This is a genomic window from Spirillospora sp. NPDC048911 (assembly GCF_043198015.1).
Classification (GTDB): Bacteria; Actinomycetota; Actinomycetes; order Streptosporangiales; family Streptosporangiaceae; genus Spirillospora.
Map to the genome: position 1 here is coordinate 81,308 of NZ_JBICUD010000004.1, position 26,719 is coordinate 108,026.

The following is a 26,719-nucleotide window of genomic DNA, read 5'->3' on the forward strand; positions in this document are numbered from 1 at the left end:
ATCGACGACGTGGAGACGCCATGCGTTTCGTACTGGAGCTGCATCACACCTCGGACGGCATCCAAGGACGGCTCATCCGGGACGACGAGAGGAAACCCGCGGCCTTCAACGGCTGGCTGGAGCTCCTCCGCCTGCTGGAGCCCCGGCCGCCGGGCGCCCATGCCCTCGTCGAATCCGTGCGCGGGCTCGTCCAGGCCGAGAACGACTGTGACCGGGAGGCGGCGAGCGGGCTCCTGTCGGCGGACTGCGCGGGCATCACCCGCGCCCGCGGGGTCGAGCAGGGCAGGGAGCAGCTCCTGTCGGAGATCGCGGCCCCCCAGAACCCGCTGCTCCATCGCGAAATCGACGTCGAAGGCGCATGGCGGTCGTCGAACCTCGGCGTGGTGCGGAGCATCGTCGCCGTCCACGATCCGGCGAAGCGGACCGAGTCGCCCGCACGGTTCCGCAACCTCCACGTCCTCACCGCCGAGGGCGGCCGATGGACCTGCCTGGCCTGGCAGGTGACGGAGCTAAAGCGATGATCGCGCGACGAGGTCCGCGTCGCCGCGGTGCTCCGTGCGGCCGAAGCCGCTGAGGCGCAGCAGCGCTGGCGTGAGGGTGAACAGGACGACCGCGAGGGCCGCGACCGCGATCATGGCGCCGCGCAGTCCCACCGCGTCGGCCCACACCCCGACGTAGACCGGGCCGAGGAGGAAGCCGAGATAGGACACCGTCGTGACGACCGACGTCGCGCGGCCCCGGCGGGACTCGTCGACGTCCCGCGAGACGATGGTGAGGAGGGTCGGGAACAGCACCGCGGTCCCGGCGGCGGCCACCGCGAGACCCAGCGCGGCGACGAGCAGCGTGGGCGCGGCGGCGATGAGGACCGCCCCGGCCGCGGCGCCCACCGCGCCGGTGAGGAGGACGACGCGGGCGTGGGCGGCCTTGAGCCCGCCGACGGAGAACCGCGCGATCGCGACCACGCCCGCGAACACGGCGGGAGCGACGGCGCTCGGTCCCGCGCCCGAGTGAAGCTCGTCGTGAGCGAAGACCGCGCTCCAGCTCTGGTGCGCGTTCTCGCTGGCGAACGCGAGCGCGCCCAGCACCCCCACGAGCACGAACGGGACGATCCCCGGGCCGGACGGCGCGGCCGTCGTGGCGCGCGCCGGGACGGTGACTTCGCCGGACAGCGTCATGAGCAGAAAGGCGCCGGCCGCCAGGGAGAGACCGGCGACGACCGTGAACGGGACCGCGAGCGGCAGCGACGCGTCAGCCGACAGCCCGGTCGCGAGACTGGCCAGGACCACCAGGCTGGAGAAGACGCCGTGGGCGCGGGTGATGACGGGCCGGCCGGTGATCTTCTCGGCCCGTCCGGCGACCGCGTTCATGGCGACGTCGGCCGCTCCGCTGGCGGCGCCGACGACGGCCAGCCCGGCGCACAGGCTCGCGAGGTTCACGGCGGTCAGCGCCAGGCCGGCACCGGCGACACCGAGGGCGCCGATGACCACGGCAGCGACCGCCGGTCCCCAGCGATCGAGCGCCCTGCCCGCCAGCAACATCGCGGGAAGGGCACCCGCGCCCACGAACAGCAGCGCGAAGCCGAGCGAGCCGTCACCGATGCCCGCCTGCTGCTGGACGCGCGGCACGGACGCGCCCCACACCCCCCAGAACGCGCCGAAGGCGGCGAAGGCCACGAACGCCGGTGACCGAATCATATGTGTAACGATACACAACCCGCTAGGCTGGTCGTCATGGGCTCGAAGCGGGTGACGCTGGCGCAGGTGGCCGAGCTGGCCGGCGTGTCGGTCATGACCGCCTCGTACACGTACAACCGGCCTGACCGCGTGTCCGACCAGGCCAAGTCGAAGGTGCTCGCCGCGGCGGCGCACCTGGGCTACGCCGGACCCGACCCGAGCGCCCGCTCTCTCCGCCGCGGCAGCACCCGCACGCTCGGCGTCGTGATGGGCGAGCATCTGAGCTACGCGTTCGAAGACCCCGAGGCGGTGTCGTTCCTGGCGGGCATCGCCGATGTCTGCGCCGAACGCGGCTACGGCATGACCATCCTGCCGATCACGGGCGCCGCCGATGACGTCCCGCGGATCACTAGCGCCGCCGTCGACGGGTTCATCGTGTGGACCACGTCCGACGACGATCCGGTCCTGGCGGCCGTCCGGGCGACGAAGCGCCCCGCGGTGATCCACGGCGGTCCATCAGTACGCGATCTGGCACTGGTGACCATCGACAACCGCGCGGCGGCGCACGCCGTGGGCGCCCTGGCGTTCGCGAACGCCGCACGTCCGGCGATCGTGAGCTTCCCGCTGTCCCGAGCCCGCGTCAGCACGACGATCAGCGGTGCCGACATCGAGGACGTCCTGTTCCCGGTCACGCGTGAACGGCTGGAGGGCTACCGGCAAGCAGCCCACGAGGCCGGCATCGCATGGCACGACGTGCTCATAGCGGTCTGTGCCCGCAACGACGCCGCCGAGGCGGAACGAGTCGCGTCGGCCCTCCTGACCTCCACCGGCCCGCCCGACGCGATCGCCGCGATGAGCGACCAGCAGGCGGCCGGAGTCGTCCACGCAGCGAGGTCCGCCGGTCGCGCCATCCCTGACGACCTGGCGGTGACCGGCTGGGACGACGCGGCAGTGGCCGCACGCCTAGACCTCACCACGGTCGCGCAATCGCTCCGCGAACAGGGCGCGGCATGCGCGCACGCAGCCCTGGGAGAACCAACGTCCCAGACAGCGTCATGGTCCCTGGTCCGCAGATCCAGCACCCGCCTATAGACGGATCGCCGCCGCCAACCGCCGAACGACCTCCCTCGGCGGGGATGCTCTCCTTGGGTTCGTGGGCGGTACGTGGGCGTTCACGGGGTGGCTGACGAAAAGTCAGGGGGACATAACAGGTCAAAGCCGTGATGTGATCTACGCCACTGAATATGTTGTTGGCAGCAACATGTGGGGACGAGGGCCTCGCGAGGAGGCGATCATGCGCGCGCGGAACCCGTATCGCGGAAATCTTGGAGTCTGGCCGGCGTTCGCGGGTCTGCTGGTGTGCGGGTCGGTGCTCGCGGTGGTGAGCCCCGGGTTCCGGTCGCCGAGCAATCTGGCCAACCTGTTCACGCAGGGGTCGGTGGTCGCGGTGGTCTCGATGGGGCTGGTCTTCGTCCTGATGCTCGGCGAGATCGATTTGTCGGTGGCGGCGACGGGCGCGGTGTGCGGGGCGCTCCTGGCGGTGCTTCTGCAGCATGCGCCGGTGGTGGTCGCGCTGCCGGTGGTGCTGTTTGCGGGCATGCTGGTCGGGTTCACGCTCGGCGTCCTGGTGACGAGGACGGGGCTGCCGTCGATCGCGGTGACGCTGGTCGCGGTGCTCGGGCTCAACGGGCTCGCGCTGCTGCTTCTGGACGGCAGGACGGTCGCCATCACCGATGAGACGGTCGTCGCCATCGCCACCCGGAGTCTCGGCCCGAACATGTCCTGGCTGGTGTGGGCGTTGGGCCTGGGGGCCTACGCGATGCTGGAGGTCCAGCGCAAGCGGCGTGGCGTTCACCATCGAAGTTATGCCGAGCCGCCCGCGCTGGCCCTGACGCGGGTCGCGACGTCGGGGGTCGTCTCGGCGGTGCTCGTGCTGGCGCTCAACCGGGAGCGCGGCCCGAACCCGGACGTGGTCTCCCTGCGCGGAACGCCGATCGTGGTGCCCATCATCGCGGCGCTGGTGGTCGCGTTGTCGTTCGTGCTGCGCCGGACGACGTTCGGGCGGCGGCTGACGCTGGCCGCCGACGATCCGGAACGGGCCGTCGACGAAGGCGTGGATCTGGGGCGGCTGCGGATCGCGGTCTTCGTCATCTGCTCGTCCATGGCGGCGATCGGTGGTGTTTTCATGGCGTCCCGTTCGGCGGCGGCCACCTCCGACTCCGGCGGCATGTTCCTCATCATCGCGCCGGTCGCCGCGGCGCTGCTCGGGATGACCGGGCTGTTCAGCGGCGGCGGCCGGCTCCAGGGCGCGCTGCTCGGCGCCGCCATGATCACCGTGCTGAGCAATGGCCTGGGCCTGCTCTCGGTGCCCACCGGCCTGCAGAACCTGATCGTCTCGCTGATCGTGCTGCTCGCCCTGGCCTGGCGGCGCGAGCGGCCGGCCGTCCGCATCCCGGTGACGGTCCCGGCGCCCCGGCAGGCATGGCAGGTCAGGCCGTCGACCCGGGCGCGCGGCTAAATTCTACTGATACTTGACGCAATGCGACTTCTCTGTGGACTATTGAGCCATCCGTTCCCAGGGAGGGCTCTCTGATGACCAGCTCGGAGCGCGTCGAGTTCCGGACCGGGCCGGCTCGGTACCGCCACTGGCGGGTGGCCCTCGACGGTCCGGTCGCCACGCTGACGATGGACGTGGACGAACAGGGGGGCCTGGTCCCCGGCTACGAGCTGAAGCTGAACTCCTACGACCTCGGTGTGGACATCGAGCTCTACGACGCCGTCCAGCGGCTGCGGTTCGAGCATCCCGAGGTGCGGACGGTGGTGCTGACCAGCGCGAAGGAGAAGATCTTCTGCGCGGGCGCCAACATCCGGATGCTGGCGGCCTCGGCCCACGAGTGGAAGGTGAACTTCTGCAAGTTCACCAACGAGACCCGCAACGGCATCGAGGACGCGACGGCCAACTCCGGGCAGACGTACGTGGCGGCGCTGAACGGTACCGCGTCCGGCGGCGGGTACGAGCTGGCGCTGGCATGCGACCACATCATGCTGGTGGACGACCGTTCCTCGGCCGTGTCGCTGCCGGAGCTGCCGCTCCTGGGCGTCCTGCCCGGAACAGGCGGTCTGACCCGGATCTCGGACAAGCGGCACGTGCGCCGGGACATCGCCGACTACTTCTCGACCAAGGCCGAGGGCGTGGGCGGCAAGAAGGCAGTCGCCTGGAAGCTGGTGGACGAGGCCGTGCCCAGGACCACCTGGGAGAAGGCCGTGGCCGAGCGGGCCGCCGCGTTCGCCGAGCGCTCGTCCAGGCCCGCGGACGCCCGGGGCATCGAGCTGACCCCGCTGGACAAGACCCGCACCGATGACCGCGTCGGCTACCGGTACGTCGACGCGGCGCTCGACCACGCTCGCGGAATCGTGGAGATCACCGTCGCCGCGCCAGCGGAGGACGCGCCCGCCGACACCGCGGCTCTTCACTCGCGCGGCGCGGAGTTCTGGACCCTCGCCATGACCCGCGAGATCGACGATCTCATCCTCGATCTGCGCACCAACGAGCCCGAGCTGGGCACTTGGGCCTTCCGGACCCGGGGCGAGGCCGCGCGGGTGCTGGCCCACGACGCCCTGCTGCTCGACAACCGCGACGACTGGCTGGCCAACGAGATCGTCCTCTACCTCAAGCGCACGCTGAAACGCCTGGACGTCACCAGCCGCAGCCTGATCGCCCTGATCGAGCCGGGGAGCTGCTTCGCCGGGTCGCTGCTGGAGCTGGCCCTCGCCGCCGACCGCTCGTTCCAGCTCGCCGGTGTCTTCGAGGACGTCGAGCCGGACGCCGAGCCCGCCGCCATCACCGTCGACGCCATGAACCTCGGCCCCCTCCCGATGGGCAACGGCCTCACCCGTCTCCAGACCCGGTTCCTCGGCGACGACCAGGCGCTCACCGCCGTCCGCGACGCCGCCGGCAAGCCGCTGGAGGCGGCCGACGCCGACCGGCTCGGGCTGGTCACGTTCGCGCCCGACGACCTGGACTGGGAGGAGGAGGTGCGCATCGCGATCGAGGAGCGGACGAGCTTCAGCCCCGACGCCCTCACCGGGCTGGAGGCCAACTACCGCTTCGCCGGCCCCGAGACCCTGGAGACCAAGATTTTCGGGCGGCTGACCGCCTGGCAGAACTGGATCTTCAACCGTCCGAACGCCGCCGGTCCCGAGGGCGCGTTGCGCAGGTACGGCACCGGGCAGCGTCCCGGCTTCGACACGAAGCGAGTCTGAGCATGACGATCACCGCCGACTACAGCGAGAAGATCCCCAACAACGTCGACCTGCACCAGGACCGCAGGCTGCAACGCGCGCTGGAGTCCTGGCAGCCCAACTTCCTGTCGTGGTGGGAGACGATGGGCCCCTCCCTCCCCACCGAGGACGTCTACCTGCGCACTGCGGTCAACGTGGGCCGCGAAGGCTGGGCGCATTTCGGGCACGTGGCGATGCGCGACTACCGCTGGGGCATCTTCCTGGCCGAACGCAACGACGACCGGCGGATCGCCTTCGGCCAGCACAAGGGCGAGCCGGTGTGGCAGCAGGTCCCCGGCGAGTACCGAGCCGACCTGCAGCGCCTCATCGTCATCCAGGGGGACACCGAGCCCGCCTCGGTCGAGCAGCAGCGCAACCTCGGCGCCACCGCGCCCAGCCTGTACGACCTGCGCAACCTCTTCCAGGTGAACGTCGAAGAGGGCCGTCACCTGTGGGCGATGGTGTACCTGCTGCACGCCTACTTCGGACGCGAGGGCCGCGAGGAGGCCGAAGAACTCCTGCACCGCAACTCCGGCAGCGAGGAGTCGCCGCGCATCCTCGGCGCCTTCAACGAGGAGACGCCCGACTGGCTGTCGTTCTTCATGTTCACCTACTTCACCGACCGCGACGGCAAGTACCAGCTCGGCACGCTGAAGGAGTCGGCGTTCGATCCGCTGTCGCGGACCTGCGAGTTCATGCTCAAGGAAGAGGCGCACCACATGTTCGTCGGTACCACCGGCATCGACCGGGTGGTGCGGCGGACGGTGGAGCTGATGCTCGAACACGACACCGAGGACGTCGTGGCGCGCGGCGGCATCCCCCTGGAGGTCATCCAGAAGTACATCAACTTCCACTACTCGGTGTCGCTCGACCTCTTCGGCTCCGAGACGTCCACCAACGTGGCCAACTACTTCACCGCCGGGCTCAAGGGACGCTGGGCCGAGGAGCGCCGCAAGGACGACCACCGGCTCACCGACGACTCGATCATGGTGGACGCGGTCGTCGACGGCAGGGCCGGGCAGACCGAGGTCGCCGCGCTCGTCGGGCTCAACTCCGACCTGCGGCGGGAGTACATCGCCGACTGCCAGAGCGGTGTGAACCGGTGGAACCGCATCCTGGAGCAAGCGGGCCTCCCGCAGCGGCTGAGGTTGCCGAACGTCGCGTTCAACCGGCGGGTCGGCGCGTTCGCCGGGATCGAGACCACCCCGGACGGCGAGACCCTCACCGCCGAGGAGTGGGAGCGGCGCAAGGGGGCCTGGCTGCCCACCGACGTCGACAAGGCGCACGTCCGCTCGCTGATGCGGCCGGTCCACGAGCCGGGCAAGATCGCCGCCTGGATCGCCCCGCCCCGCCAGGGCATCAACGGAAAGCCGTTCGACTACGACTACGTCCACCTCGCCTGAAGCCGGACGGCGACCATGAGCGAACGCTTCAACGCATGCGTCTACCTGCTCGACCGCCACATCGCGGAGGGCGGCGGCGACCGCCTCGCCCTCACCGGCCCGGATGGCGACCTCACCTACGCGCAGCTGTACGACCGTGTCCGCCGCACGGCGGCAGGGCTGCGACGCACAGGGTTGCTGCCCGAGCAGCGGCTGATGATGTTCATGAGCGACTCGCCGGACTTCGTCACGGTGTTCCTGGCGGCGCTGCGGATCGGCGCCGTTCCGGTACCGGTGTCCACGATGCTGCACGCCGACGGCCTGGGCGAGCTGCTCCGCGACTCGCGGGCGACGATGCTGGCGGTGACCAAGGAGTTCTCCGCCATAGCGGACGAGGCCGTCGGCACGGCGCCGGAACTGACCGGCGTGCTGGCCGGTGAAGGCGCCGGCGTCTTCGGCACCCTGCGGACGCACGCTCTGGCCGACCTGGCAAATTCCGACCTGGCCGGGGAGCCGCATCCGACCACCGCCGACTTCCCGGCTTTCTGGCTCTACACCTCGGGAACGACCGGCACGCCCAAGGCGGCGATGCACCGGCACGGCTCGATCCGCGTGGTGTGCGAGACCTACGGCGAGAAGGTCCTGGGAATCAAGCAGAATGACCGTTGCATGTCGGCGGCCAAGGCGTTCTTCGCCTACGGCCTGGGCAATTCGGTGCTGTTCCCGCTGGCGGCCGGCGCCGCCGCGATTCTGGAGCCCGCGCCGTCCCGTCCGGACACGCTGGCCGAACGGGCGCGGAGCCACGGAGCGACGCTGTTCTTCGCCGGGCCGACGTTCTTCGCCAACATGCTGCGGGCCGGCCTGGCCCCTGACGCGCTCGGCGAGGTGAGGCTGGCGGCCTCGGCCGGAGAGCCGCTGCCCGCCGCGCTCTACCACCGATGGACCGGGCACTTCGGCGTCGACATCCTGGACGGCATCGGGATGACCGAGATGCTGCACATCTTCCTGTCCAACCAGGAAGGACGGGTGCGCCCCGGCACCACCGGAACGCCTGTCCCCGGCTACGAGCTGCGCATACTGGACGAGGAGAGACGCGAGGTCGTCCCGGGAACCCCCGGCACGCTGTACGTGCGGGGCGAGTCCACCGCGACCGGCTACTGGTCGCGCTACGCCGCGTCCAGACAGGTCTTCCAAGGCGAGTGGCTGCGCACCGGCGATACCTATGTGCAGGACGCCGAGGGCTACTACACCTGCCTGGGCCGTACCGGGGACATGCTCAAGGCCAGCGGCATCTGGGTCTCTCCAGCCGAGGTCGAATCCCGCCTGCTGGCCCACCCGGCGGTCGAGCAGGCCGCGGTGGTGGGCGCCACCGACGCCGACGGGCTGGAGAAGCCCGTCGCCTACGTCGTGACCGGCACGTCTGCGGCCAGCACCGTCACCGAGGCCGAGCTCGTCGAGTTCTGCCGCACCGGGCTGCCGTCGGTGAAACGGCCGCGCCGGGTGGTATTCGTGGTCGCGCTGCCCACGACCGCCACCGGAAAGGTCCGCAGGGTGGAACTGCGCGCCCACGCCGCCGGTGTCCTGACCGACCCGGACCAGGAGGCCGTCCCGTCATGACCGCCCGCTAGGCACTCCTGGGACGGGCGTTGACTCGTCCACGTCGAGCCACTACCAGCCGCGTTGGTGCCATTCGGGGAGGCTGGGGCGTTCTCTGCCCAGGGTCGAGTCTTTGCCGTGGCCCGGGTAGAACCAGGTGTTGTCCGGGAGGCGGTCGAAGACTCGCTCTGTCACGTCTGCCAGCAGTTGCTTGAAGCGCGTCGGGTCGCCCCAGGTGTTGCCCACGCCGCCGGGGAAGAGGCTGTCGCCTGTGAAGAGGTGGGGGCGGTCGGCTTCGTAGAGGAGCGCTATCGAGCCGGGGGTGTGGCCGCGGAGATGGATGACTTCTAGCGTCGCCTCGCCGACGGTGAGGGTGTCGCCGTTGTCCACGGGTTCGGTCACGGGCTCCGGGAGGGGTTCGGCGTCGAAGGGGTGGGCCACCACGGGGGCGCCGGTCGCCTGGACCACGTCGGTCAGCGCCATCCAGTGGTCCTGGTGGCGGTGGGTGGTCACGACGCGGCTGAGGGGGCCGTCGCCGATCAGTTCGAGCAGGCGGGAGGACTCGTTGGCCGCGTCGATGAGCAGCTGATCGCCGGTGGCGGTGCAGCGGAGCAGGTAGGCGTTGTTGTCGTACGGGCCGACCGCGATCTTGGTGATCGAGAGGCCGGGCAGCTCCCGGACGTCGGGCCTCCCACCGACCTCGACGTAACCGGTGTAGCTCATGTGCGTCCTCCTCGGTGCTCCCTCGCGGCTCCATCCTGCCCCATGCGGGGCGGGACGGTATTTGAGTCACCAGACTCAGCCCAAGCGTGCCGTACCGGGTGGTTCCTTGCCGATTCTTGACGGACGATCGTTCGTGGAAGGTCAGGTCGAGAGGACGGTGACGCGGTGGTGACGAGGACTTCCCCGGACGACGCCCCGGCGGATCTGTTGCGGCAGGCCTGCACGCTGGTACGGCTGTGCGGGCAGGATGGGCTCATCGCGGCGGTGCTGCTCGTCGTGGTGGGGGTGGGCGTCATCGCGCAGCTCGCCGTGGTGCGGCCCGGGATCGTCCAGCTGGTGCCGCTGGCGGCCCTGGCGATCGCGTACGCGGGGTCGGCGGGATTCCTGGTGCGGTCGCGGATGACGCTGGTGGCGGCACTGAGCACCGCCCGCGGCAACACGGGGTCGCCGCTCGACCCGGGCGTGCCGTGGAGGCCGTTCGCGCTGGACGCCGCGCTCGACGCGCGGGTGCGGGACGGGGAGCTGCGGCGGCTGCTGGCGGCGGCGCACCGCTGCTCGGAGCTGTCGTGGCGCGCGGTGGTGTGGGGGATGGTGACCGCGCTGGCGTTCGTCATCTGGACGATGGCGATGGTGACGCTGTGATCGACGACGAGGTACGGGCGGGCAGTTTCTGGGATCGGCTCGCGGTCACCGACCGGCAGGCGCTGCGGGCGATGGGGCGGCGTTCGGAGATTCCCAAGGGCGGGATGGTCTGCCACCAGGGGGTGGTGGCGCCGGGCGTGTTCGTCGTCTTCAAGGCGAACGCGCGGACCGTGTCGAACGCGGTGGCCAAGGAGTTCGTCGACTCCAGCGAGGGCGATGAGTCGATCATCGATCTGTTCGGGCCGGGCGACCTCGTGGGGGCGCTGGCGCCGTGGGGCCATCCGCAGCGGGGCACGGTCGCGGCGCTGGACCAGGTCGCGGTGCTGCGCATCGACCGGCGGCAGTTCGCCAGCCTGCTCGCGGCCAATCCCCAGGTCGCCGAGGCGATGATGCACACCATCGCGGAGGGCGACGCCTATGGCGGGCGCCGCCATGCCGTACGGGCGGCCGAGCATCCGCAACGTCTGGCGTACCACTTGCTGGAGCTGGCGCATCGGTTCGGCGTGGCGACGACGTACGGCGTGCAGATTCCGCTGCGCCTGAGCCAGGCCGATCTGGCCAACTGGGCGGGCATCTCCCGCGAGACCCTGGTGCGCTGGTTCCGGGTCTGGCGTTCCAAGGGCATTCTCGACAGCCGCAGCCGCCCGCTGACCGTTCTCGCCCCGGAGGCGCTGCGGCGGGCGGCCAGCCCGTGGGGCGACGAGTGGCCCGCGGCCCCGAGCGCGCCGCGCGCCGCGGACCGGGTCCCGGTCACGCCGGTCGGGGAGGAGACGATCGGCGCCCGGATCGCCACCCGTTCGCCGGTGCGGCTCCAGCCGGTCGAGGACGAGCCGGTGCTGAGGCTGCCGCCCGACAATCCGTACTTCACCGGCCGCGAGATCGGGCTGGGCAAGCTGGATCTGCTGGTCTCCCAGTCCGAGATGCCGCGGGCGGTGGTCGTCCAGGGGATGGCGGGGGTCGGGAAGACCACGCTGGCGCTGCACTGGGCGCACCGCGTCGCCGACCGGTTCCCGGACGGCGTCATCTTCGCGGACCTGCGCGGGACGACGCGCACGCCCGTCACCGCGGGCGAGGCGATGGGGCAGGTGCTGCGGGGGATGGGGGTGTCCGGCGACCAGCTGCCGCGCACGGAGGACGGACTGATCGCGCAGTGCCGGTCGGTGCTGGCCGACCGGCGGGTGCTGCTGGTGCTGGACAACGCGGCGGGGGCCGAGCAGGTCCGGCCGCTGCTGGGGGCCATGGGGCCCGGGCTGGCGATGGTGACCAGCCGGCGGCAGCTGCCGGACCTGCTCGACGGCGCGGACGTCCGCACGCTGGAGCTGCGGGAGATGATGCCGCAGGAGGCGGTCGATCTGATGGCCGCCGTCCTCGGGCCGGGGGACCGGCGCGTCCGCGACGAGGCGAGGGCGGCGGTGCGGCTCGCGGGCGAGTGCGGCTTCCTGCCGCTCGCGCTGGGCATCATGGCGGGCCGGCTGGCCGAGAACCCCGGCGAGTCGATCTCCGACGCGGTCCGCGAGCTGGCGGACCGCGACGGCCCGGCGCCGGCGCCCTACCAGGGCGCGGAGGGCTCGTCGGTGCCCGGCGGGCTGCACGGCGTGCTGAGCCCGACGTTCGACGTGGCCTACCGGGGGCTGCGCCGTGACCAGCGGGAGGCGTTCCGCAGGCTCGGGCTCGTGCCCGGCCCGGACTTCACCGCGACCGCGCTGGCGGCGCTGCTGGACCGGCCGGTGGCCGACGCGCACGAGCTGCTCGATGGGTTGTGCCAGGCGTATCTGGTGCATGACGTGGCGCCGGGCCGGTTCCGCATGCACGACCTGTTGCGTGACTTCGCCCGTGAACGCGGCCTGAGCGAGGACGCCGACAATGACCGGCTCGCGGCGCAGCGGCGGTTGCTGGGCGGGTATCTGGCCGAGGCGCGTGAGGCGGGGCAGGCCCTGGGGCGAGGGGGACGTCCCGTCCTCGAAGGTGCCGAGGAGCCGGCTTCGGCGGCGGGCGCGGTGGACCGTGCGGAGAGCCTGGCCTGGTTCGAGGCCGAACGGCGCAACCTGGTCGCCGCGGTGCACTTGGCGGCTCAGCACGGTCTGCACCGCACGTGCTGGGAGCTGGCCGACGCGTTGTTCGACTTCCAGGAGTTCCGGCGCTATAGCGAGGACAACATCACCGTTCATGTGGCAGGGCTGAGAGCGGCTCGGACAGAGGAGGACTGGCCCGCCGCAGCGGTCATGCTGCACAACCTCGCGGTCGCGCATTTCGACCTCGGCCGGCTTGTCCAGGCCATCGGGTACGGCGAGGACGCCAAGCGCGGGTTCCGTTCCGCCGATCCTCCCGACCCGCTGGGGGAGGCGCTGGCACTGGCCACCCTCGCCGACGTGCACTGCGCGCTTGGCCGCTACATGACGGCGATCGAACGCGCTCGGCAGTCGCTCGCCATCCATGAGTCCCTGGACGACAGCAGTGGAGTCGCCAGGGGGCACGAGACCCTCGCCAGGAGCTTCCTCTTCCTGGCCGACTACGAGGCGTGCCTGGAGAACGCAGGAAAAGCCCTGGAGATTCGCCGCCGGATCGGTGAGGCGGCAGGGGTGGCGGAGACGCTGCTCACCATCGCCCGCGTCCACCGGCGGCGCGGGGCCATCGACGCCGCGGTGTCGCATGCGCTCGAAGCCCTCTTCATCCGGCAGGAACTCGCCGACCGGCACGGCGAGGCCCAGGCCCTCACCGAGCTGGCGCGCGTCTACGCGTCGCTGGGTCTGCGTGACCTGGCACAGCTGGACGCGGAGAAGGCCCTGGAGACCTATCGGGCCCTCGGCGCCCGCCAGGGCGAAGCGCGTGCGCTCACCACTCTGGCCCGGCTGATGTGCGATGCCGCTCGCTTCGCCGAGGCGTTCACCTACTGCGGCCAGGCGCTCCGCCTGCACCGCGAGATAGGAGACAGGCACGGCGAAGCCGAGGCCCTGGCGCAGGTCGGCATCGTGCACTGGCGCCTCGGCCGATACAGGGAGGCTCGCGAACAGATCGCCCGCGCGCTGGAGATCCGCCGCGAGATCGGTGACCTGCACGGCGAGGCCCACGACCTGGAACACCTGTCGATGGTGATGCGGCGGCTCAACCGCTACCAGGAGGCGTTCGTCCTCGGCCTGGAGGCGCTCGACCTGTGGCACCGGCTGGGCGCCCAGGACGGGCTGGCCGGGACGCTCGGCAGCGTCGCCCGCACCTACCTGTGCCTGGGCCTGCACCAGGAGGCCGAACGCGCCGCCACCCAGGCGCTGGAGATCCGCCGCGACATCGGCGACCGGTACGGGCTGGGCACCGGCCTGGACACCTACGCCCTCGTGCTGCGCCGCAGCGGACGCCTCGGCGAGGCCTTGCAGACCGAACTGGAGGCCCTGCGCGTCCTCGGCGAAGTCGGTGACCGGCACAGCGAGGGAACCGCGCTGGTCCACCTCGCGGCCATCTATCTCGACCTGGACCGCGTCGACGAGGCGCTCGCCACCGGCAAGGAGGCGCTCGACCTGGCGACCAGGCTCGGCGACACCCGCGAGCAGGCGTACTCGATGCACACGATGGGGCGCGCCTGCCAGCGCCAGGGCCGCCATCCCGAGGCCGCCGTGCACTTCGCGGCCGAGATCGTCATCCGCCGCGAGGTCGGCGACCACAGCCGCCAGCGGATCGCGCTGGAGAAGCTGCGCGACTCGCATCTGGCGCTCGGCGACGAGGCGGCGGCCGCCGACTGCGCCCGCCGGATGCGCGCCATCGACATGTGGCTGGACTCCGAGGGCATCGACGCGGAGGAGGAACCCGAGGCAGAATGATCTTCAGCCGCCGACCACATGTGTGTAGTTTTGCGCAGTTCATCGTCGCACTGCCGCGTTCACTTGAATGGGGAGGGCGTCGATGGACATCGGCACGTTCTGGGCCGAGCTGCCCGGCCCGGGGCGCAGGGCGCTCGAGGAGGCCGGCACCTCGGTACTGATCAGGCAGGGCGCGTTCCTGATGCGCCAGCACAACCGCTCGTCCCAGGTGTACGTGCTGCGCTCGGGCGCGGTGGAGGTCTGGGTCGACCGCGCCGGGGAGCGCGTCATCCTCGACGTGCTCGGCCCCGGCGACCTGGTCGGCGAGCTGGAGGCCGTGGACGGCGGCGTGCGCGAGGCCAGCGTGGAGGCGCTCACCCCCGTCCAGGCGCTCGTGCTGCCCGCCGATCGGTTCCGCACGGTGCTGAACGGCGATCCCGAGTGGGTGTGGGCGGTCGCGGGCGTCCTCGCCGAACGGCTCCGCGACGCCAACGAGCTGCGGATCTCGCACTTCCCCGACGACGCCGAACGGCGCCTCGGCACGCGTCTCATCCGCCTCTTCGCGCGCTTCGGCGACCCCGCCGACGGCGCGCTCGTCGTCCGGCTGCCGGTCAGCCAGCAGGACCTCGGCCGGTGGGCGGGCATGGGCCGCCGGAAGGTCGCCCAGATCCTCGCCGGGAAGCGCGTCCGAGGGGACCTCACCGTCACCCGCAACTCGATCACCGCGCGGTCGCCCGACGTCCTGCACCGGCTGGCCGACGACGCGGGCCCGGACATCGCCGCTCCGGAAGACCCTTCATAGCCCGCTCGGCTCGTGCGGCCACGCCGGCGGCACGGGCAGCGCCCCGTCGGGCCGCAGCGCCAGCCCCGAACCACCGGAACGGCCGCTGAGCCACCCGAGCAGCGCCCGCCCGGCGCCGGAGATCACCGGCCCGTCCGCCGCCCCGCGCAGATCGGCCGACTCTCCGGTGTCGGTGGCGACGAGCCGGAACCCGGCGACCTGGCCCTGCCGCTCGGCCGGGAGAGCGGCCAGATCCGCGAGCGTCGCGCCCAGGGCCCAGCGCACGTACGCTTCGGGCCAGTCCGCCGGCCCGTACCCCGCCGCGAGGTCGGCGTGGTGCGCCTCGACCTCGTTCCAGCGGCGGTACACGATGTACCAGGCGGGATGCGCGTACCCGGCCATCGCCCGCACCTCGACGTCCCACGCCGCCTCCGGCAGGGTGCGCGCCTGCTCGGCGAACCGCGCCGCCGTCGCCCGCACGTCGGCTACCAGCGCCGCCCGGCACCGCCCGGCGCCCGCCTCGATGTCGGCGTCCCGCACCGCGAGGCTCGGGTACTGCGAGACCTCCACGCCCGTCCGCGCCCATTGCAGAAGATTCCAAAGGGAGTCGGCGTTGCGGGCGATGTGGGTGGCCACGTGCGCGCGCGTCCAGCCCGGCAGCGCGGAGGGCGCGGCCATCTCCTCGTCCGGCAGCCCGGCCAGCGTGCTCACGACCCGTTCGGTCCCCGAGTCGATCTCCTCGAGGACCTTCCTCCAGTCGCGCATGACGCCGCTCCTCTCGTAGCCGGATCTCCATCCTCCACGCTGCGAGCCCGGATTGAACGCCGGCCCGGCCGCCACGCCGCCCGCCCGTCTCGCGCATGGGGGACTGGCGCGGTGTGGCCAGGGGTGAGGGGTTTATTGAGGTTTGTGGCGGTGACAGACTTGATCTTCCGAGAGGAGTGATCGTTATGCTGCGCCGATTCGGTGCCGTCGTGTCCGCCGGGATCCTCGGGGTGGTCGTGCTGCCTCCGGTGGAGGCTTCCGCGCATGGCCGTCTGGTCAGCGAGATCAAGCTGCCGAACGGGTGGCGGCCGGAGGGGATCGCCATCGGGGCGGGGCCGTTCGCCTATGTCGGGTCGCTGGCGGACGGGGACCTCTACCGGGCCGATCTGCGGACCGGGAAGGGCGCGGTGATCAGCCAGGGGCCGGGGACGCCGACGGTCGGGATCAAGGTGCACCGGGGCCGGATCTTCGCGGCGGGCGGGCCGGCCGGGACGGCGCGCGTGGTGGACGCGCGGAGCGGGCGGATCATCTCCAGCCATCAGCTGGCGAGCGGGACGCCGACCTTCATCAACGATGTTGTTGTGACGAGGAACACTGCCTGGTTCACCGACTCGGCCACTCCACAGCCTGCTCTCTACAAGATGCGGCTGGGACGGGACGGGCTGCCCAGGGGCGTCGAGCGGCTGGGGCTGAGCGGTGATCTCGTGTTCAACCCGGCGGGCGCGAACGCCAACGGGATCGAGTCGACGCCGGACGGGAAGGCGCTGCTGATCGTCCAGAGCAACGCCGGGAAGCTCTTCCGGGTCGATCCGGCGACGGGTGTGACGAAGACCGTTGATCTCGGGGGCGAGTCGGTTCCCAACGGCGATGGAATGTTGCGGCGCGGAAACACGCTGTACGTGGTGCAGAACCGCACCAACGCCATCGCCGTCCTGAAGCTCGACCGGTCCGGGACCTCGGCCCGGGTGGTCCGCCGGATCACCGATACTCGTTTCGACGTGCCCACCACGGTCGCGTCGTTCAAGGGCCGGCTCTACCTGCCGAACGCCCGGTTCACCACGACACCGACGCCCGAGACCACCTACGACGTGGTCGGGGTTAGAGTGCACGGGTAGCCTGGGACGGGCACGGCGCGGTTCCGGTGGCGAGAGATCTTCGAACACGTGTACGGTTCGAAATGCGGAGGCGCTCGCCGCTGTTGTCGCAGGACGGGGATTCTGTCGTACCCCCTGGCTAGCCTGAGACCGACGTTTTCTGTCTCTATTCGCCGCGCCCCAGAAGAGGAACCGGGAAGAACGCTGTGCATGATCGACTCATCGTGCGTGGAGCACGCGAGCACAACCTGAAGGACGTCTCGCTGGACCTCCCGCGAGACTCCATGATCGTGTTCACCGGGCTGTCCGGGTCCGGCAAGTCGAGTCTGGCGTTCGACACGATCTTCGCCGAGGGCCAGCGCCGGTACGTGGAGTCCCTGTCGGCCTATGCCCGGCAGTTCCTCGGGCAGATGGACAAGCCCGACGTCGACTTCATCGAGGGCCTGTCCCCGGCGGTGTCCATCGACCAGAAGTCGACCAGCAAGAACCCCCGCTCGACCGTCGGCACCATCACCGAGGTCTACGACTACCTGCGGCTCCTGTACGCGCGCATCGGCCACCCCCACTGTCCCGAGTGCGGCCGCCCGATCAGCCGCCAGGCGCCCCAGCAGATCGTCGACCGGGTGCTGGAACTGGAGGAGGGCACCCGGTTCCAGGTGCTCGCCCCGGTGATCCGCGGCCGTAAGGGCGAGTACCTGGAGCTCTTCCGCGAGCTCCAGTCCAAGGGCTACTCCCGCGCGCTCGTCGACGGCGCCATGATCAGGCTCGACGAGCCGCCCCGGCTCAAGAAGCAGGAGAAGCACGACATCGCCGTGGTCGTCGACCGCCTCGCGGTCAAAGACTCGGCCCGCCAGCGGCTCGCCGACTCGGTCGAGACCGCGCTGGGGCTGGCCGGCGGCACGATCGTGCTCGACTTCGTCGACCTCCCCGAGGACGACGAGCACCGCACCCGGATGTACTCCGAGCACCTCTACTGCCCGTACGACGACCTGTCGTTCGACGAGCTCGAGCCGCGCTCGTTCTCGTTCAACTCGCCCTACGGCGCCTGCCCCGACTGCACGGGCCTCGGCACCCGCATGGAGGTCGACCCCGAGCTGGTCGTCCCGGACGTCGAGAAGACGCTGGGCGAAGGGGCGATCCAGCCCTGGTCCAACGGCCATGTGAGCGACTACTTCCTGCGGCTGCTGTCGGCCCTCGGCGACGCCATGGGCTTCGACCTCAACACCCCGTGGGAGAAGCTGCCCGCCAAGGCGCGCAGGGCAGTGCTCAACGGCCACGAGACCCAGGTGCACGTCCGCTACAAGAACCGTTACGGCCGCACGCGCTCCTACTACACCGCCTACGAGGGCGCGATCCCCTACATCCAGCGGCGGCACGCCGAGTCCGAGAGCGACGCGACCCGCGAGCGCTTCGAGGGCTACATGCGCGAGATCCCCTGCCCGACCTGCGACGGGGCGCGGCTCAAGCCCGTCATCCTCGCGGTCACCATGGGCGGCAGGTCGATCGCCGAGGTCGCGTCCATGCCGATCGGCGAGTGCGCCAAGTTCCTGCTGGCCATGGAGCTGGACGAGCGCGAGACGCACATCGCCGAGCGGGTCCTCAAGGAGGTCAACGCCCGCCTGGGCTTCCTGCTCGACGTGGGCCTCGACTACCTCACCCTCGACCGCGCCTCGGCCACCCTGGCCGGCGGCGAGGCGCAGCGCATCCGGCTGGCCACGCAGATCGGCTCCGGCCTGGTCGGCGTGCTGTACGTGCTGGACGAGCCGTCCATCGGCCTGCACCAGCGCGACAACCACCGGCTCCTGGAGACCCTCATCCGGCTCCGCGACATGGGCAACACGCTCATCGTCGTCGAGCACGACGAGGACACCATCCAGGCCGCCGACTGGATCGTCGACATCGGCCCGCGCGCGGGCGAGCACGGCGGCGAGATCGTCGTGTCCGGCACGCTCGACGACATGCTCAGCTCCGACACGTCGCTGACCGGCGCCTACCTGTCGGGCCGCCGCAAGATCGAGATCCCGGCGATCCGCCGGCCCCGCACCAAGGGCCGCGAGGTCACGGTCAAGGGCGCCGCGCAGAACAACCTGCAGAACGTCGACGTGGCCTTTCCGCTCGGCGTCTTCACGGCGGTCACCGGCGTCTCCGGCTCCGGCAAGTCCACCCTCGTCAACGACATCCTCTACAACTCGCTCGCCAAGCAGCTCAACGGCGCGCGCACGGTGCCCGGCAAGCACAAGCGGGTCAACGGCATCGACCAGCTCGACAAGGTCGTGCACGTCGACCAGTCGCCGATCGGCCGCACCCCCCGCTCCAACCCGGCCACCTACACGGGTGTCTTCGACCACGTCCGCAAGCTGTTCGCGCAGACCACCGAGGCCAAGGTGCGCGGCTACCAGCCGGGCCGGTTCTCCTTCAACGTCAAGGGCGGCCGCTGCGAGAACTGCTCCGGCGACGGCACCATCAAGATCGAGATGAACTTCCTGCCGGACGTCTACGTCCCGTGTGAGGTCTGTCACGGCGCCCGCTACAACCGGGAGACCCTGGAGGTCCACTACAAGGGCAAGACGATCTCCGAGGTGCTCGACATGCCGATCGAGGAGGCCACGGTCTTCTTCGAGCCGATCACCGCCATTCACCGTCACCTCAAGACCCTCAACGACGTCGGCCTCGGCTACGTCCGCCTGGGCCAGCCCGCGCCCACCCTCTCCGGTGGCGAGGCGCAGCGCGTCAAGCTGGCCGCCGAGCTCCAGAAGCGCTCGACCGGCCGCACGATCTACGTGCTGGACGAGCCGACCACCGGCCTGCACTTCGAGGACATCCGCAAGCTCCTCGGCGTGCTCAACGGCCTGGTCGACAAGGGCAACACGGTGATCGTCATCGAGCACAACCTGGACGTCATCAAGACCGCCGACTGGATCATCGACATGGGTCCCGAGGGCGGCTCGCGCGGCGGCACCGTCGTCGCCACCGGCACCCCCGAAGAGGTCGCCAAGGTCGAGGCCAGCCACACCGGCACCTTCCTGGCGAAGATGCTCGACTAGCTGAACCGGCGGCCTCCGCCAGCCGTGTCAGGAGTACGGCGGCACTCCCGCCGTACTCCTCGCACCAGCGGAGGCCGGCCGATGCGTCAGCCAATCGAAAACGACACGGCGGGCGGGGGCACTCGGCGCGAGCTCCTCGCGGGTGCGGGGCTCGCTGGGCTGGCCGGGGTGGCGGCGGCCTGCGGCGGGTCGGAGAGCGGCACGGCCCCCGCGACCCCGTCGGAGACCGGCCAGTCCTCCGGGACGCCGGCACCGGCTCCGCCCACGAACAAGTCTCCGGAACCCATGAAGAAACCCTCCGGGACGAAGCTCGCCAAGGCCAGTGCGATCCCCGTCGGCGGCGGACGGGTCTTCGCCGGACGCAAGGTCGTCGTGACCCAGCCGGAGAAGGGCGAGTTCTACGCGTTCAGCGCCACGTGCACCCATCGCGGCTGCACGGTCGGCCCGGTGTCGGGCGGCACGATCAACTGCCCGTGCCACGGCAGCAAATACTCCATCGAGGACGCCTCGGTCCAGGCAGGGCCGGCGCCACGGGGGCTCGCGCGCCGAGACGTCACCGTGAACGGCGGTGAGATCTACCTCACGTGAGCAGGGATTCCAGCTCCGCTTCGAGGCCGTGCGTGCCGACGGGGCGGACGGTGAGCGGCAGGCGGAGGACCGCGGCGGCGTCCTCGGCCGCCGCCCGGAGTTCCGGAGTGGGCGACTGGGCGAGCCAGACCACGCGGCGGTAGTGCCGGAAGTAGTCGGCGTGCAGCTCCGGATGGAGATCGAGCCCGAGCTGGGCGATCACGGTCTGGCGGAACGACCTGACGAGGAAGTCGGTGAGCACGTAGGTGCCCGGCTCCTCGTCGAGGAGCGCCTGCCAGGAGCCGGGCCCGGCGAAGATCTCGTAGCAGTGGGCGCCCCTCAGACGGCGCGCGTCCAGGCGCTCGCAGACCTCATCGAGCGCCCCGTAGGTGCCGCAGTCGGCATAGGCCACGGCCACACGGGCGTACGAGGCGCGCAGGGAGACGATCTGATCCTCAACGGCGGCCGCTATGCGTTCGGGCCGGTTGTGCAGGAGCGGCGCCAGCCCGTGCACGTCGACCGGCCATTCGCGCCGCGCCGCGATCTCCCCAACGTGCGGCGCCAGCGCCCCGCAAGCGACCACCGCCACCGCCCCCGTCGCCGCCGTGTCGGTCGTGTCGATCGCGGCCGTTTCCACGACCACTGCGGCGGCCGTGGAGGCCGTCGGCCTCGTCTCGGCCGTCGGGGCCGGGTCAGGGGAAGGCGAGGTTGGCGATGAAGCGGTCGTTGAAGTCGGCGCGGTCGGAGAGCTCGACATATCTCACCTCCTCCAGCAGGGCGTCGGCACCGGCTCGTTCGCGGAGGCTGAGGAGGGCCAGCTTGGCGCCTTCACCCGCGACGTTGCCCGCGCTGACGACGCGGGGGACGGGGAGCCGGGGAACGAGGCCTATCCGGATGGCGTTGGCGGGGGAGAGGTAGGAGCCGAACGACCCGGCCAGGAGGACTTGCGCGATCTCGCCCACGTCGATGCCTGTCTCCTCCAGGAGGAGGCTCCAGCCGGTGGCGATCGCCGCCTTGGCGAATTGCAGTTCCCGGATGTCGCGCTGGAAGAGATGGATGTCGCCGTGAAGGGTGAAGGCCCGTTCACCGTTCACCTCGGTCAGTCGTTCGGCCAGGATGGGCGCGTGCTCGGGGGTCAGCAGACGGCCGGAGGGGTCGACTAGACCTACTCTGACCAGCTCGGCCACCGCGTCGACCAGGCCGGAGCCGCAGAGGCCGGTGGGTTCGACGTCTCCGATGACGCCGAGCTCGACCCCGTCCAGAGTGAGGCGGACGGTCTCGATGGCGCCGGTGGCGGCGCGCATCCCGCAGCGGATCGCCGCCCCCTCGAACGCGGGCCCCGCGGGCGCGGCGGTGGCGACCAGGCCCGCGGCCGAGCCGAGCACGATCTCGCAGTTGGTGCCGACGTCGATGAAGAGCCGCAGCCGCCGGTCGCGGTCCATGCCCGACGCGAGCAGCCCCGCCACGATGTCGCCGCCGACGTACGCGCCGAGCGCGGGGAAGAGCATCGCGGGCGCCGCCGGGTGGACGCGGACCCCCAGGTCAGCGGCCCGAACCTGGGGGAGGGTGCGGGCGGCGAGGATGAACGGCGCTACGCCAAGGGGCTCGGGGTCCAGGCCCAGGGCCAGGTGGGTCATGGTCGCGTTCCCGGCTACGGCGATCTCGTACACCTCGTCCGGCTCGACCTCGGCCTCCTTGCAGACCTCCTGCGCGAGCTCGTCGAGGCTGGCGTGGGCGAGGTCGCGGAGCCGGGGGAGGGCCTCCTGGTCGAGCATGGTGGCGCTGATGCGGGTGATCACGTCGGCGCCGAACGGCTGCTGCGCGTTGAGCCGGGACGCGGCGGCCAGGGGCGTTCCGGTCGCCAGGTCGAGCAGCGTGGCGACGACGGTGGTCGTGCCCAGGTCGAAGGCGATCGCGAAGCGGCGGGCCGAAGTGTCGCCCGCCTCGACGTCGATGAGCACGTCATCGACGACCACCGCGGTGACCTTCCAGTCGGCGGCGCGGAGTGTGGGTCCGAGGCGCTGGAGGACGTCCAGTTCGGTCCTCGGGCGCAGATCGTCGAGCGCGTCCTGGAGCCGTTCGAGGTCGGAGCGCTGGTCGGCCAGGTCCGGTTCGGTCAATTCCACGTATCTCTTTTGCACGGCGGGCCGCAGGATGACCTGGCGCCCGACCCCGACCGTCGCGGCCTTGGGCCGGGTGACCAGCGGCGGCACCTCGATCGTCAGGTCCTGCCCGGCGACCGCCCGGCACGCCAGCCGCCACCCGTCGCGCAGCCGGTCGGCCTCGTACGCCCGCCCGTCGAGCGGCGTGGGCGGCACGGACCCGGCGGCGATGCGCACGCCGCACTTGCGGCAGGTGCCGTGCCCGCCGCAGGTGGAGTCGATCGCGATCCCGTGCCAGCTCGCGGCGTCGAACGCGGTGACGCCCGGCGGCACGCTGACCTCGCGTTCCCGTCCGTCGTCGAGCCGGTAGACCAGCCGGACCCGGCTCACCGGCCGGCTTCCCGGCTCCGGAAGGCGGAGATCCAGGAGCCGCCCCACGGGTCGTTGCCCAGCAGCAGGTCGGCGGCGCGCACGGCCTGGACGAGCTGCGGGCTCCGGGCGTCCATGATCGCGCTCGTCAGGCCGTACGCCATGGCCATGGGCAGGAACGCCGAGCCGATCGCGTGCCGGTCCGGCATGCCGAACGAGACGTTGGACGCGCCGAGCGTCATGTTGACCCCGAGCTCCGTCTTGATCAGCGCGATCGTCTCCAGGGTCTTGCGGGCGAGCGTGGTGTCGGCGCCGACCGGCATGGCGAGCGGGTCGATGAGCACGTCCTCCGGCGGGATCCCGTACGTGCCGGTCGCGATGTCGACGATCTTGCGCGCCAGCTCCAGCCGCCGGTGCGGGTCCTCGGGGATCTCGTCCTCGTCGTTGGGCAGGCCGATGACGGCGGCGCCGTGCCGCTTGACCAGCGGCAGGATCTGGTGCAGCCGCTCGTCCTCGGCGGTCACCGAGTTGACCAGGGCCTTGCCGTCATAGGCGGCCAGTCCCGCCTCCAGCGCCGCCACCACCGACGAGTCGAGGCACAGCGGCTGGTCGGTGAGGTCCTGGATCATCCGGACGGCCCGCGTGAGGAGCTCGGCCTCGTCGGCCAGCGGCACGCCCATGTTGACGTCGAGCATCGTCGCGCCCGCCTGCTCCCGCACGTCCCGCTCGACGCGGGACAGGTCGCCGCCCCGCAGCAGCTCGGCGAAGACCTTGCGGCCGGTCGGGTTGATGCGCTCGCCGATCACGCAGAACGGGCGGTCCGCGCCGATGACGACCTCGGCGCCGCGCGATCGCAGGGTCGTCTCCAGCGGCACGGCGTGCCCGCCCGTCACGGCGTGCCCGCCATGGCGCGGCGCTTCTGGATCAGCTCCTTGGCGCGCTTGACCGCCGCCGAGGCGTCGGCCGCGTAGCCGTCGGCGCCCACGGCGTCGGCGTACTCCTGGGTGACCGGGGCGCCGCCCACCATGACGATGACCTCGTCGCGCAGCCCCGCCTTGGTGAGCGCGTTGATGTTGGCCTTGAACATCGGCATCGTCGTGGTCAGGAACGCCGAGAACCCCACGACGTCCGGCCGGTGCTCCCGGATCGCCTCGACGAACTTCTCCGGCCCGACCTGGACGCCCAGGTCGATCACGTGGAACCCGGCGCCCTCCAGCATGATGTTCACGAGGTTCTTGCCGATGTCGTGCACGTCGCCCTTGACCGTGCCCATGAGGAACGTGCCGACCGAGGCCGCGCCGGTCTCGGCCAGCAGCGGCCGGAGCACTTCGAGGGCGCCCGCCATGGCCCTGCCCGCGATGAGCATCTCCGGCACGAAGAAGTCGCCGCGTTCGAAGCGCGCTCCGACCTCTTCGAGCGAGGGGATGAGCGCGTCGTAGAGCATGCGTTCCGGCGGCAGCCCCGCCGCCAGTCCCGCGTCGGTGAGTTCCAGGACGCGGGGGGCGTTGCCGACGAGCGTCTCGTCGTAGAGGCCTGTGAGGATCTCGTCTGGTGTCATTCCGCGCCTTCCTCTCGGGACGGTGGCGGGGACGGCGTCAGGGGCGGTGGCCGAGCGCGGCCGAGAGCGACCGCGTCTCCGCGGTCAGCAGCGCGCCGACCTCGGCGGTGCGGCGCTGGTCGAGGCGGGCGGTCGGGCCGGTCACCGCGATCGCCGCGATGACGGCCTCGTCGGAGGCGAACACCGGTGCCGCGACGGCGACCAGGCCGATCTCCAGCTCGTCGCGCGCCACGGCGTAGCCGCGCCGCCGGATCCCGGGGAACTCCCGGGCGAGCTCGGCGGCGCTGGAGGCGGAGTGCTCGGTCCGGGCCGGCAGGTCGCCGTCCGGGAACGGGAGCCTCCCGTGCGCGTAGAAGACCTTGCCGGACGAGGTGCAGTGGGTGGGCAGGTCGAGCCCGACCCAGCTCGTCGCGCTCAGCAGGTAGCTGCTGTCGACCTGCGCGATCGTGATGACGGAGCCGGCCCGGGGCACGGCCAGCGTGACGGTCTCGCCGGTGCGTTCGCCCACCCGTTCCAGGGTCGGCCGGCACAGGTCGGCGAGCGTGCCGGTGATGTCGCCGCGCAGCGCGTACCGGGTGAGGACCGGGCCCGCGTGGAACGCGCCGTCCTCGTCGCGCCGCAGCAGATGGTTGCGTTCGAGGGCCTGGAGGAGACGGGAGGCGGTGGACTTGGCGAGGCCGGTCTCGGTCACCAGCGAGGTGAACGTGCGGGGACGCGCCGACTCGACGACGAGCCGGAGCAGCTCCGCCGCCCTGTCGATGGCCTGCGTGCCGGTCGAGCCCGGAGCGGGGCCGGAGGTGCGTTCCATGAGTTCCATAATATGGAACCTCGGTTCCATAGCTTGAGCGTAGAATTCCGGCGGAATGCCGTCAAGGGTGCAAAGCGCCCAGTGCGTTCGAGGGGAGCCGGGATGTTCGTGAATCGGATGCCGCGCTACGAGATCCTCTCGCCGGACGCGATGGCCGTTCTCGACACCGGCTGGCGCCGCCTGCTGACCGAGGTCGGGGTGGAGTTCGCCTCCCCCCGCGCCCTCCGGCTCTTCGCGGACGCGGGCCAGCACGTCGAGGGCGAGGTCGTCCGGCTCGACCCCGACTTCGTGCTCGAACAGGTGGCCCAGGCGCCGCGCGAGTTCGACGTCCAGGCCCGCAACCCCGAGCGCTCGCTGCACATCGGCGGCGACCACATGGCCTTCGGCGCCGTCTACGGCCCGCCGTTCATCCGCGAGGGCGAGGTGCGCCGCGAGGCGAGCATGGACGATTTCCGGCAGCTGGCCATGCTGACGCAGACCTCTGGAACGCTCGACTCGGCCGGGGGAGTGATCTGCGAGCCGAACGACGCGCCGCTCGACTCGCGGCACCTCGACATGGTGTACGCCCTGCAGACCCTCACCGACCGCGTCTACATGGGCAACGTCGTGTCCGGCGAGAACGCCCGCGACACCCTGGAGATGTCGGCGATCCTCTTCGGCGGCCGCAAGGCCATCGAGGAGACGCCGGTCACGATCTCGCTCATCAACTGCAACTCGCCGCTGCGGTGGGACGAGCGGATGCTGGACGCGCAGTTCGAGTACAGCGCCGCCGGGCAGCCCGTCGTGCTGACGCCGTTCCTGCTCATGGGCGCGATGTCGCCGGTCAGCATCCCGTCCGCGCTGGTCCAGCAGATCGCCGAGGCGCTCGCCGGGATCGCGCTCTCCCAGCTCATCCGGCCCGGGACGCCGGTCATCTTCGGCTCGTTCCTGTCCAACATCGACATGCAGTCCGGCTCGCCCTGCTTCGGTACGCCGGAGTCGGCGACCGGCCTGCTCTGCACGGGTCAGATCGCCCGCCACTTCGGGCTGCCGTTCCGGTCCGGAGGCGCGCTCACGTCCTCGCAGGTGCCGGACGCGCAGGCCGCGTACGAGGGCCTGATGACGATGCTCCCGACGTTCCTCGCCGGGACCAACTGGGTCATGCACGCCGCCGGATGGCTGGAGGGCGGGCTGGTCGCCTCGTACGAGAAGTTCATCATCGATCTCCAGGTGCTGGAGATGCTCCAGCGGCAGTTCACACCCCTGGAGATCGACGAGGCGTCGCTCGCGTTCGGCGCCCACGAGGAGGTCGGGCATGGCGGGCATTTCCTGGGTGCGGCGCACACGATGGAACGCTTCCGGACCTGCTTCTACCGCCCGTTCCTGTCGTCCTCCCAGAACTACGAGCGCTGGATGAAGGGCGGCGCGCAGGACACCGCCGCCCGCGCCGCCGAGATCGCCCGGACGCGGCTCGCGGAGTACGAGCCGCCACCGCTCGACGACGCGATCCAGGCCGAGCTGGCCGACTACGTCGCCCGCCGCCGCACCGAACTCGGCGACTGAGCGA

At 71.3% G+C, this 26,719-nt stretch carries 21 protein-coding genes; 13 read left to right on the top strand and 8 right to left on the bottom strand.

Annotated elements, in window-relative coordinates:
* Nucleotides 1–20: 20 nt before the first annotated feature.
* On the top strand, nucleotides 21–521 hold the full coding sequence (locus tag ACGFNU_RS18530) for a nuclear transport factor 2 family protein (protein WP_392595060.1): 501 nt from the start codon (nucleotides 21–23) through the stop codon (nucleotides 519–521).
* Here the strand turns inward: ACGFNU_RS18530 and ACGFNU_RS18535 are convergent.
* On the bottom strand, nucleotides 510–1,694 hold the full coding sequence (locus ACGFNU_RS18535) for an MFS transporter (protein ID WP_392595062.1): 1,185 nt from the start codon (nucleotides 1,692–1,694) through the stop codon (nucleotides 510–512). The two genes, ACGFNU_RS18530 and ACGFNU_RS18535, sit on opposite strands and share 12 nt — an antisense overlap.
* Before the next feature lie 36 nt (nucleotides 1,695–1,730).
* Here ACGFNU_RS18535 and ACGFNU_RS18540 point away from each other — a divergent pair, with 36 nt between their 5' ends.
* The 5 genes from ACGFNU_RS18540 to ACGFNU_RS18560 all read left to right on the top strand — a co-directional run bounded on the left by ACGFNU_RS18540 (nucleotide 1,731) and on the right by ACGFNU_RS18560 (nucleotide 8,953).
* Nucleotides 1,731–2,765: a LacI family DNA-binding transcriptional regulator gene (locus ACGFNU_RS18540; protein WP_392595063.1), complete on the top strand. Its 1,035-nt coding sequence runs from the start codon at nucleotides 1,731–1,733 to the stop codon at nucleotides 2,763–2,765.
* Nucleotides 2,766–2,967: 202 nt separating this feature from the next.
* Entirely contained in the window at nucleotides 2,968–4,191 is a 1,224-nt protein-coding gene (locus tag ACGFNU_RS18545) for an ABC transporter permease (protein WP_392595065.1), read from the top strand.
* Nucleotides 4,192–4,265: 74 nt separating this feature from the next.
* Nucleotides 4,266–5,936 carry a 2,3-epoxybenzoyl-CoA dihydrolase gene (boxC, locus tag ACGFNU_RS18550; RefSeq protein ID WP_392595067.1) on the top strand — a complete coding sequence of 557 codons (1,671 nt, stop codon included), beginning with the start codon at nucleotides 4,266–4,268 and terminating at the stop codon, nucleotides 5,934–5,936.
* Between the two features lie 2 nt (nucleotides 5,937–5,938).
* A complete protein-coding gene (boxB, locus tag ACGFNU_RS18555) occupies nucleotides 5,939–7,357 on the top strand; it encodes a benzoyl-CoA 2,3-epoxidase subunit BoxB (protein WP_392595069.1) in 1,419 nt (472 codons plus the stop codon).
* Nucleotides 7,358–7,372: 15 nt separating this feature from the next.
* The gene (locus ACGFNU_RS18560; protein WP_392595071.1) at nucleotides 7,373–8,953 is read left to right on the top strand and encodes a benzoate-CoA ligase family protein; all 1,581 of its coding nucleotides are present in this window, start codon (nucleotides 7,373–7,375) and stop codon (nucleotides 8,951–8,953) included.
* A gap of 51 nt (nucleotides 8,954–9,004) precedes the next feature.
* On the opposite strand, the gene ACGFNU_RS18565 is transcribed toward ACGFNU_RS18560, so the two are convergent.
* Nucleotides 9,005–9,655 carry an MBL fold metallo-hydrolase gene (locus tag ACGFNU_RS18565; protein ID WP_392595073.1) on the bottom strand — a complete coding sequence of 217 codons (651 nt, stop codon included), beginning with the start codon at nucleotides 9,653–9,655 and terminating at the stop codon, nucleotides 9,005–9,007.
* 168 nt (nucleotides 9,656–9,823) lie between these two features.
* Here ACGFNU_RS18565 and ACGFNU_RS18570 point away from each other — a divergent pair, with 168 nt between their 5' ends.
* From ACGFNU_RS18570 to ACGFNU_RS18580, 3 genes are all read left to right on the top strand, one after another.
* Nucleotides 9,824–10,297, top strand: coding sequence for a hypothetical protein (locus ACGFNU_RS18570; protein ID WP_392595074.1), 474 nt, complete (start codon nucleotides 9,824–9,826; stop codon nucleotides 10,295–10,297).
* Nucleotides 10,294–14,106 carry a tetratricopeptide repeat protein gene (locus ACGFNU_RS18575; protein ID WP_392595076.1) on the top strand — a complete coding sequence of 1,271 codons (3,813 nt, stop codon included), beginning with the start codon at nucleotides 10,294–10,296 and terminating at the stop codon, nucleotides 14,104–14,106. The genes ACGFNU_RS18570 and ACGFNU_RS18575 overlap by 4 nt, the downstream gene beginning before the upstream one ends.
* Before the next feature lie 82 nt (nucleotides 14,107–14,188).
* On the top strand, nucleotides 14,189–14,887 hold the full coding sequence (locus tag ACGFNU_RS18580; RefSeq protein WP_392595078.1) for a Crp/Fnr family transcriptional regulator: 699 nt from the start codon (nucleotides 14,189–14,191) through the stop codon (nucleotides 14,885–14,887).
* On the opposite strand, the gene ACGFNU_RS18585 is transcribed toward ACGFNU_RS18580, so the two are convergent.
* Complete coding sequence (locus tag ACGFNU_RS18585; RefSeq protein ID WP_392595080.1) at nucleotides 14,882–15,631, bottom strand: maleylpyruvate isomerase family mycothiol-dependent enzyme; 750 nt, start codon at nucleotides 15,629–15,631, stop codon at nucleotides 14,882–14,884. The two genes, ACGFNU_RS18580 and ACGFNU_RS18585, sit on opposite strands and share 6 nt — an antisense overlap.
* Nucleotides 15,632–15,816: 185 nt before the next feature.
* Here ACGFNU_RS18585 and ACGFNU_RS18590 point away from each other — a divergent pair, with 185 nt between their 5' ends.
* From ACGFNU_RS18590 to ACGFNU_RS18600, 3 genes are all read left to right on the top strand, one after another.
* Nucleotides 15,817–16,746 (top strand): SMP-30/gluconolactonase/LRE family protein, encoded by a 930-nt coding sequence (locus ACGFNU_RS18590; RefSeq protein ID WP_392595082.1) that lies wholly within the window; start codon nucleotides 15,817–15,819, stop codon nucleotides 16,744–16,746.
* A 185-nt stretch (nucleotides 16,747–16,931) separates the two neighbouring features.
* On the top strand, nucleotides 16,932–19,769 hold the full coding sequence (uvrA, locus tag ACGFNU_RS18595) for an excinuclease ABC subunit UvrA (protein ID WP_392595084.1): 2,838 nt from the start codon (nucleotides 16,932–16,934) through the stop codon (nucleotides 19,767–19,769).
* Nucleotides 19,770–19,850: 81 nt separating this feature from the next.
* Nucleotides 19,851–20,357, top strand: a complete 507-nt coding sequence (locus ACGFNU_RS18600; protein WP_392595085.1) for a Rieske 2Fe-2S domain-containing protein — start codon at nucleotides 19,851–19,853, stop codon at nucleotides 20,355–20,357.
* Here ACGFNU_RS18600 and ACGFNU_RS18605 read toward each other — a convergent pair.
* Genes ACGFNU_RS18605 through ACGFNU_RS18625 form a run of 5 tightly spaced genes read right to left on the bottom strand, consistent with a single transcriptional unit; the run spans nucleotide 20,350 to nucleotide 25,173 of the window.
* Entirely contained in the window at nucleotides 20,350–20,979 is a 630-nt protein-coding gene (locus ACGFNU_RS18605; protein ID WP_392595086.1) for a DUF1638 domain-containing protein, read from the bottom strand. The two genes, ACGFNU_RS18600 and ACGFNU_RS18605, sit on opposite strands and share 8 nt — an antisense overlap.
* A 49-nt stretch (nucleotides 20,980–21,028) precedes the next feature.
* Nucleotides 21,029–22,828, bottom strand: a complete 1,800-nt coding sequence (locus ACGFNU_RS18610) for an ASKHA domain-containing protein (RefSeq protein WP_392595088.1) — start codon at nucleotides 22,826–22,828, stop codon at nucleotides 21,029–21,031.
* Nucleotides 22,825–23,700, bottom strand: coding sequence for a dihydropteroate synthase (locus ACGFNU_RS18615; RefSeq protein ID WP_392595089.1), 876 nt, complete (start codon nucleotides 23,698–23,700; stop codon nucleotides 22,825–22,827). Before ACGFNU_RS18615 ends, ACGFNU_RS18610 begins: the two co-directional genes overlap by 4 nt.
* The gene (locus ACGFNU_RS18620) at nucleotides 23,697–24,365 is read right to left on the bottom strand and encodes a corrinoid protein (protein WP_392595091.1); all 669 of its coding nucleotides are present in this window, start codon (nucleotides 24,363–24,365) and stop codon (nucleotides 23,697–23,699) included. Before ACGFNU_RS18620 ends, ACGFNU_RS18615 begins: the two co-directional genes overlap by 4 nt.
* Nucleotides 24,366–24,402: 37 nt before the next feature.
* On the bottom strand, nucleotides 24,403–25,173 hold the full coding sequence (locus ACGFNU_RS18625; RefSeq protein ID WP_392595093.1) for an IclR family transcriptional regulator: 771 nt from the start codon (nucleotides 25,171–25,173) through the stop codon (nucleotides 24,403–24,405).
* A 12-nt stretch (nucleotides 25,174–25,185) separates the two neighbouring features.
* Between ACGFNU_RS18625 and ACGFNU_RS18630 the strand changes: the two genes are divergently transcribed.
* Nucleotides 25,186–26,715: a trimethylamine methyltransferase family protein gene (locus ACGFNU_RS18630; protein ID WP_392595094.1), complete on the top strand. Its 1,530-nt coding sequence runs from the start codon at nucleotides 25,186–25,188 to the stop codon at nucleotides 26,713–26,715.
* Nucleotides 26,716–26,719: the final 4 nt, after the last annotated feature.

Bases quoted from the DNA above. Each gene is read 5' to 3' on its own strand.
- boxB (WP_392595069.1), top strand. From the start codon at position 5,939: ATGACGATCACCGCCGACTACAGCGAGAAGATCCCCAACAACGTCGAC.
- ACGFNU_RS18540 (WP_392595063.1), top strand. From the start codon at position 1,731: ATGGGCTCGAAGCGGGTGACGCTGGCGCAGGTGGCCGAGCTGGCCGGC.
- ACGFNU_RS18530 (WP_392595060.1), top strand. From the start codon at position 21: ATGCGTTTCGTACTGGAGCTGCATCACACCTCGGACGGCATCCAAGGA.
- ACGFNU_RS18630 (WP_392595094.1), top strand. From the start codon at position 25,186: ATGGAACCTCGGTTCCATAGCTTGAGCGTAGAATTCCGGCGGAATGCC.
- ACGFNU_RS18560 (WP_392595071.1), top strand. From the start codon at position 7,373: ATGAGCGAACGCTTCAACGCATGCGTCTACCTGCTCGACCGCCACATC.
- ACGFNU_RS18590 (WP_392595082.1), top strand. From the start codon at position 15,817: ATGCTGCGCCGATTCGGTGCCGTCGTGTCCGCCGGGATCCTCGGGGTG.
- ACGFNU_RS18600 (WP_392595085.1), top strand. From the start codon at position 19,851: ATGCGTCAGCCAATCGAAAACGACACGGCGGGCGGGGGCACTCGGCGC.
- ACGFNU_RS18585 (WP_392595080.1), bottom strand. From the start codon at position 15,631: ATGCGCGACTGGAGGAAGGTCCTCGAGGAGATCGACTCGGGGACCGAA.
- ACGFNU_RS18625 (WP_392595093.1), bottom strand. From the start codon at position 25,173: ATGGAACGCACCTCCGGCCCCGCTCCGGGCTCGACCGGCACGCAGGCC.
- ACGFNU_RS18620 (WP_392595091.1), bottom strand. From the start codon at position 24,365: ATGACACCAGACGAGATCCTCACAGGCCTCTACGACGAGACGCTCGTC.
- ACGFNU_RS18580 (WP_392595078.1), top strand. From the start codon at position 14,189: ATGGACATCGGCACGTTCTGGGCCGAGCTGCCCGGCCCGGGGCGCAGG.
- boxC (WP_392595067.1), top strand. From the start codon at position 4,266: ATGACCAGCTCGGAGCGCGTCGAGTTCCGGACCGGGCCGGCTCGGTAC.
- ACGFNU_RS18545 (WP_392595065.1), top strand. From the start codon at position 2,968: ATGCGCGCGCGGAACCCGTATCGCGGAAATCTTGGAGTCTGGCCGGCG.
- ACGFNU_RS18535 (WP_392595062.1), bottom strand. From the start codon at position 1,694: ATGATTCGGTCACCGGCGTTCGTGGCCTTCGCCGCCTTCGGCGCGTTC.
- ACGFNU_RS18565 (WP_392595073.1), bottom strand. From the start codon at position 9,655: ATGAGCTACACCGGTTACGTCGAGGTCGGTGGGAGGCCCGACGTCCGG.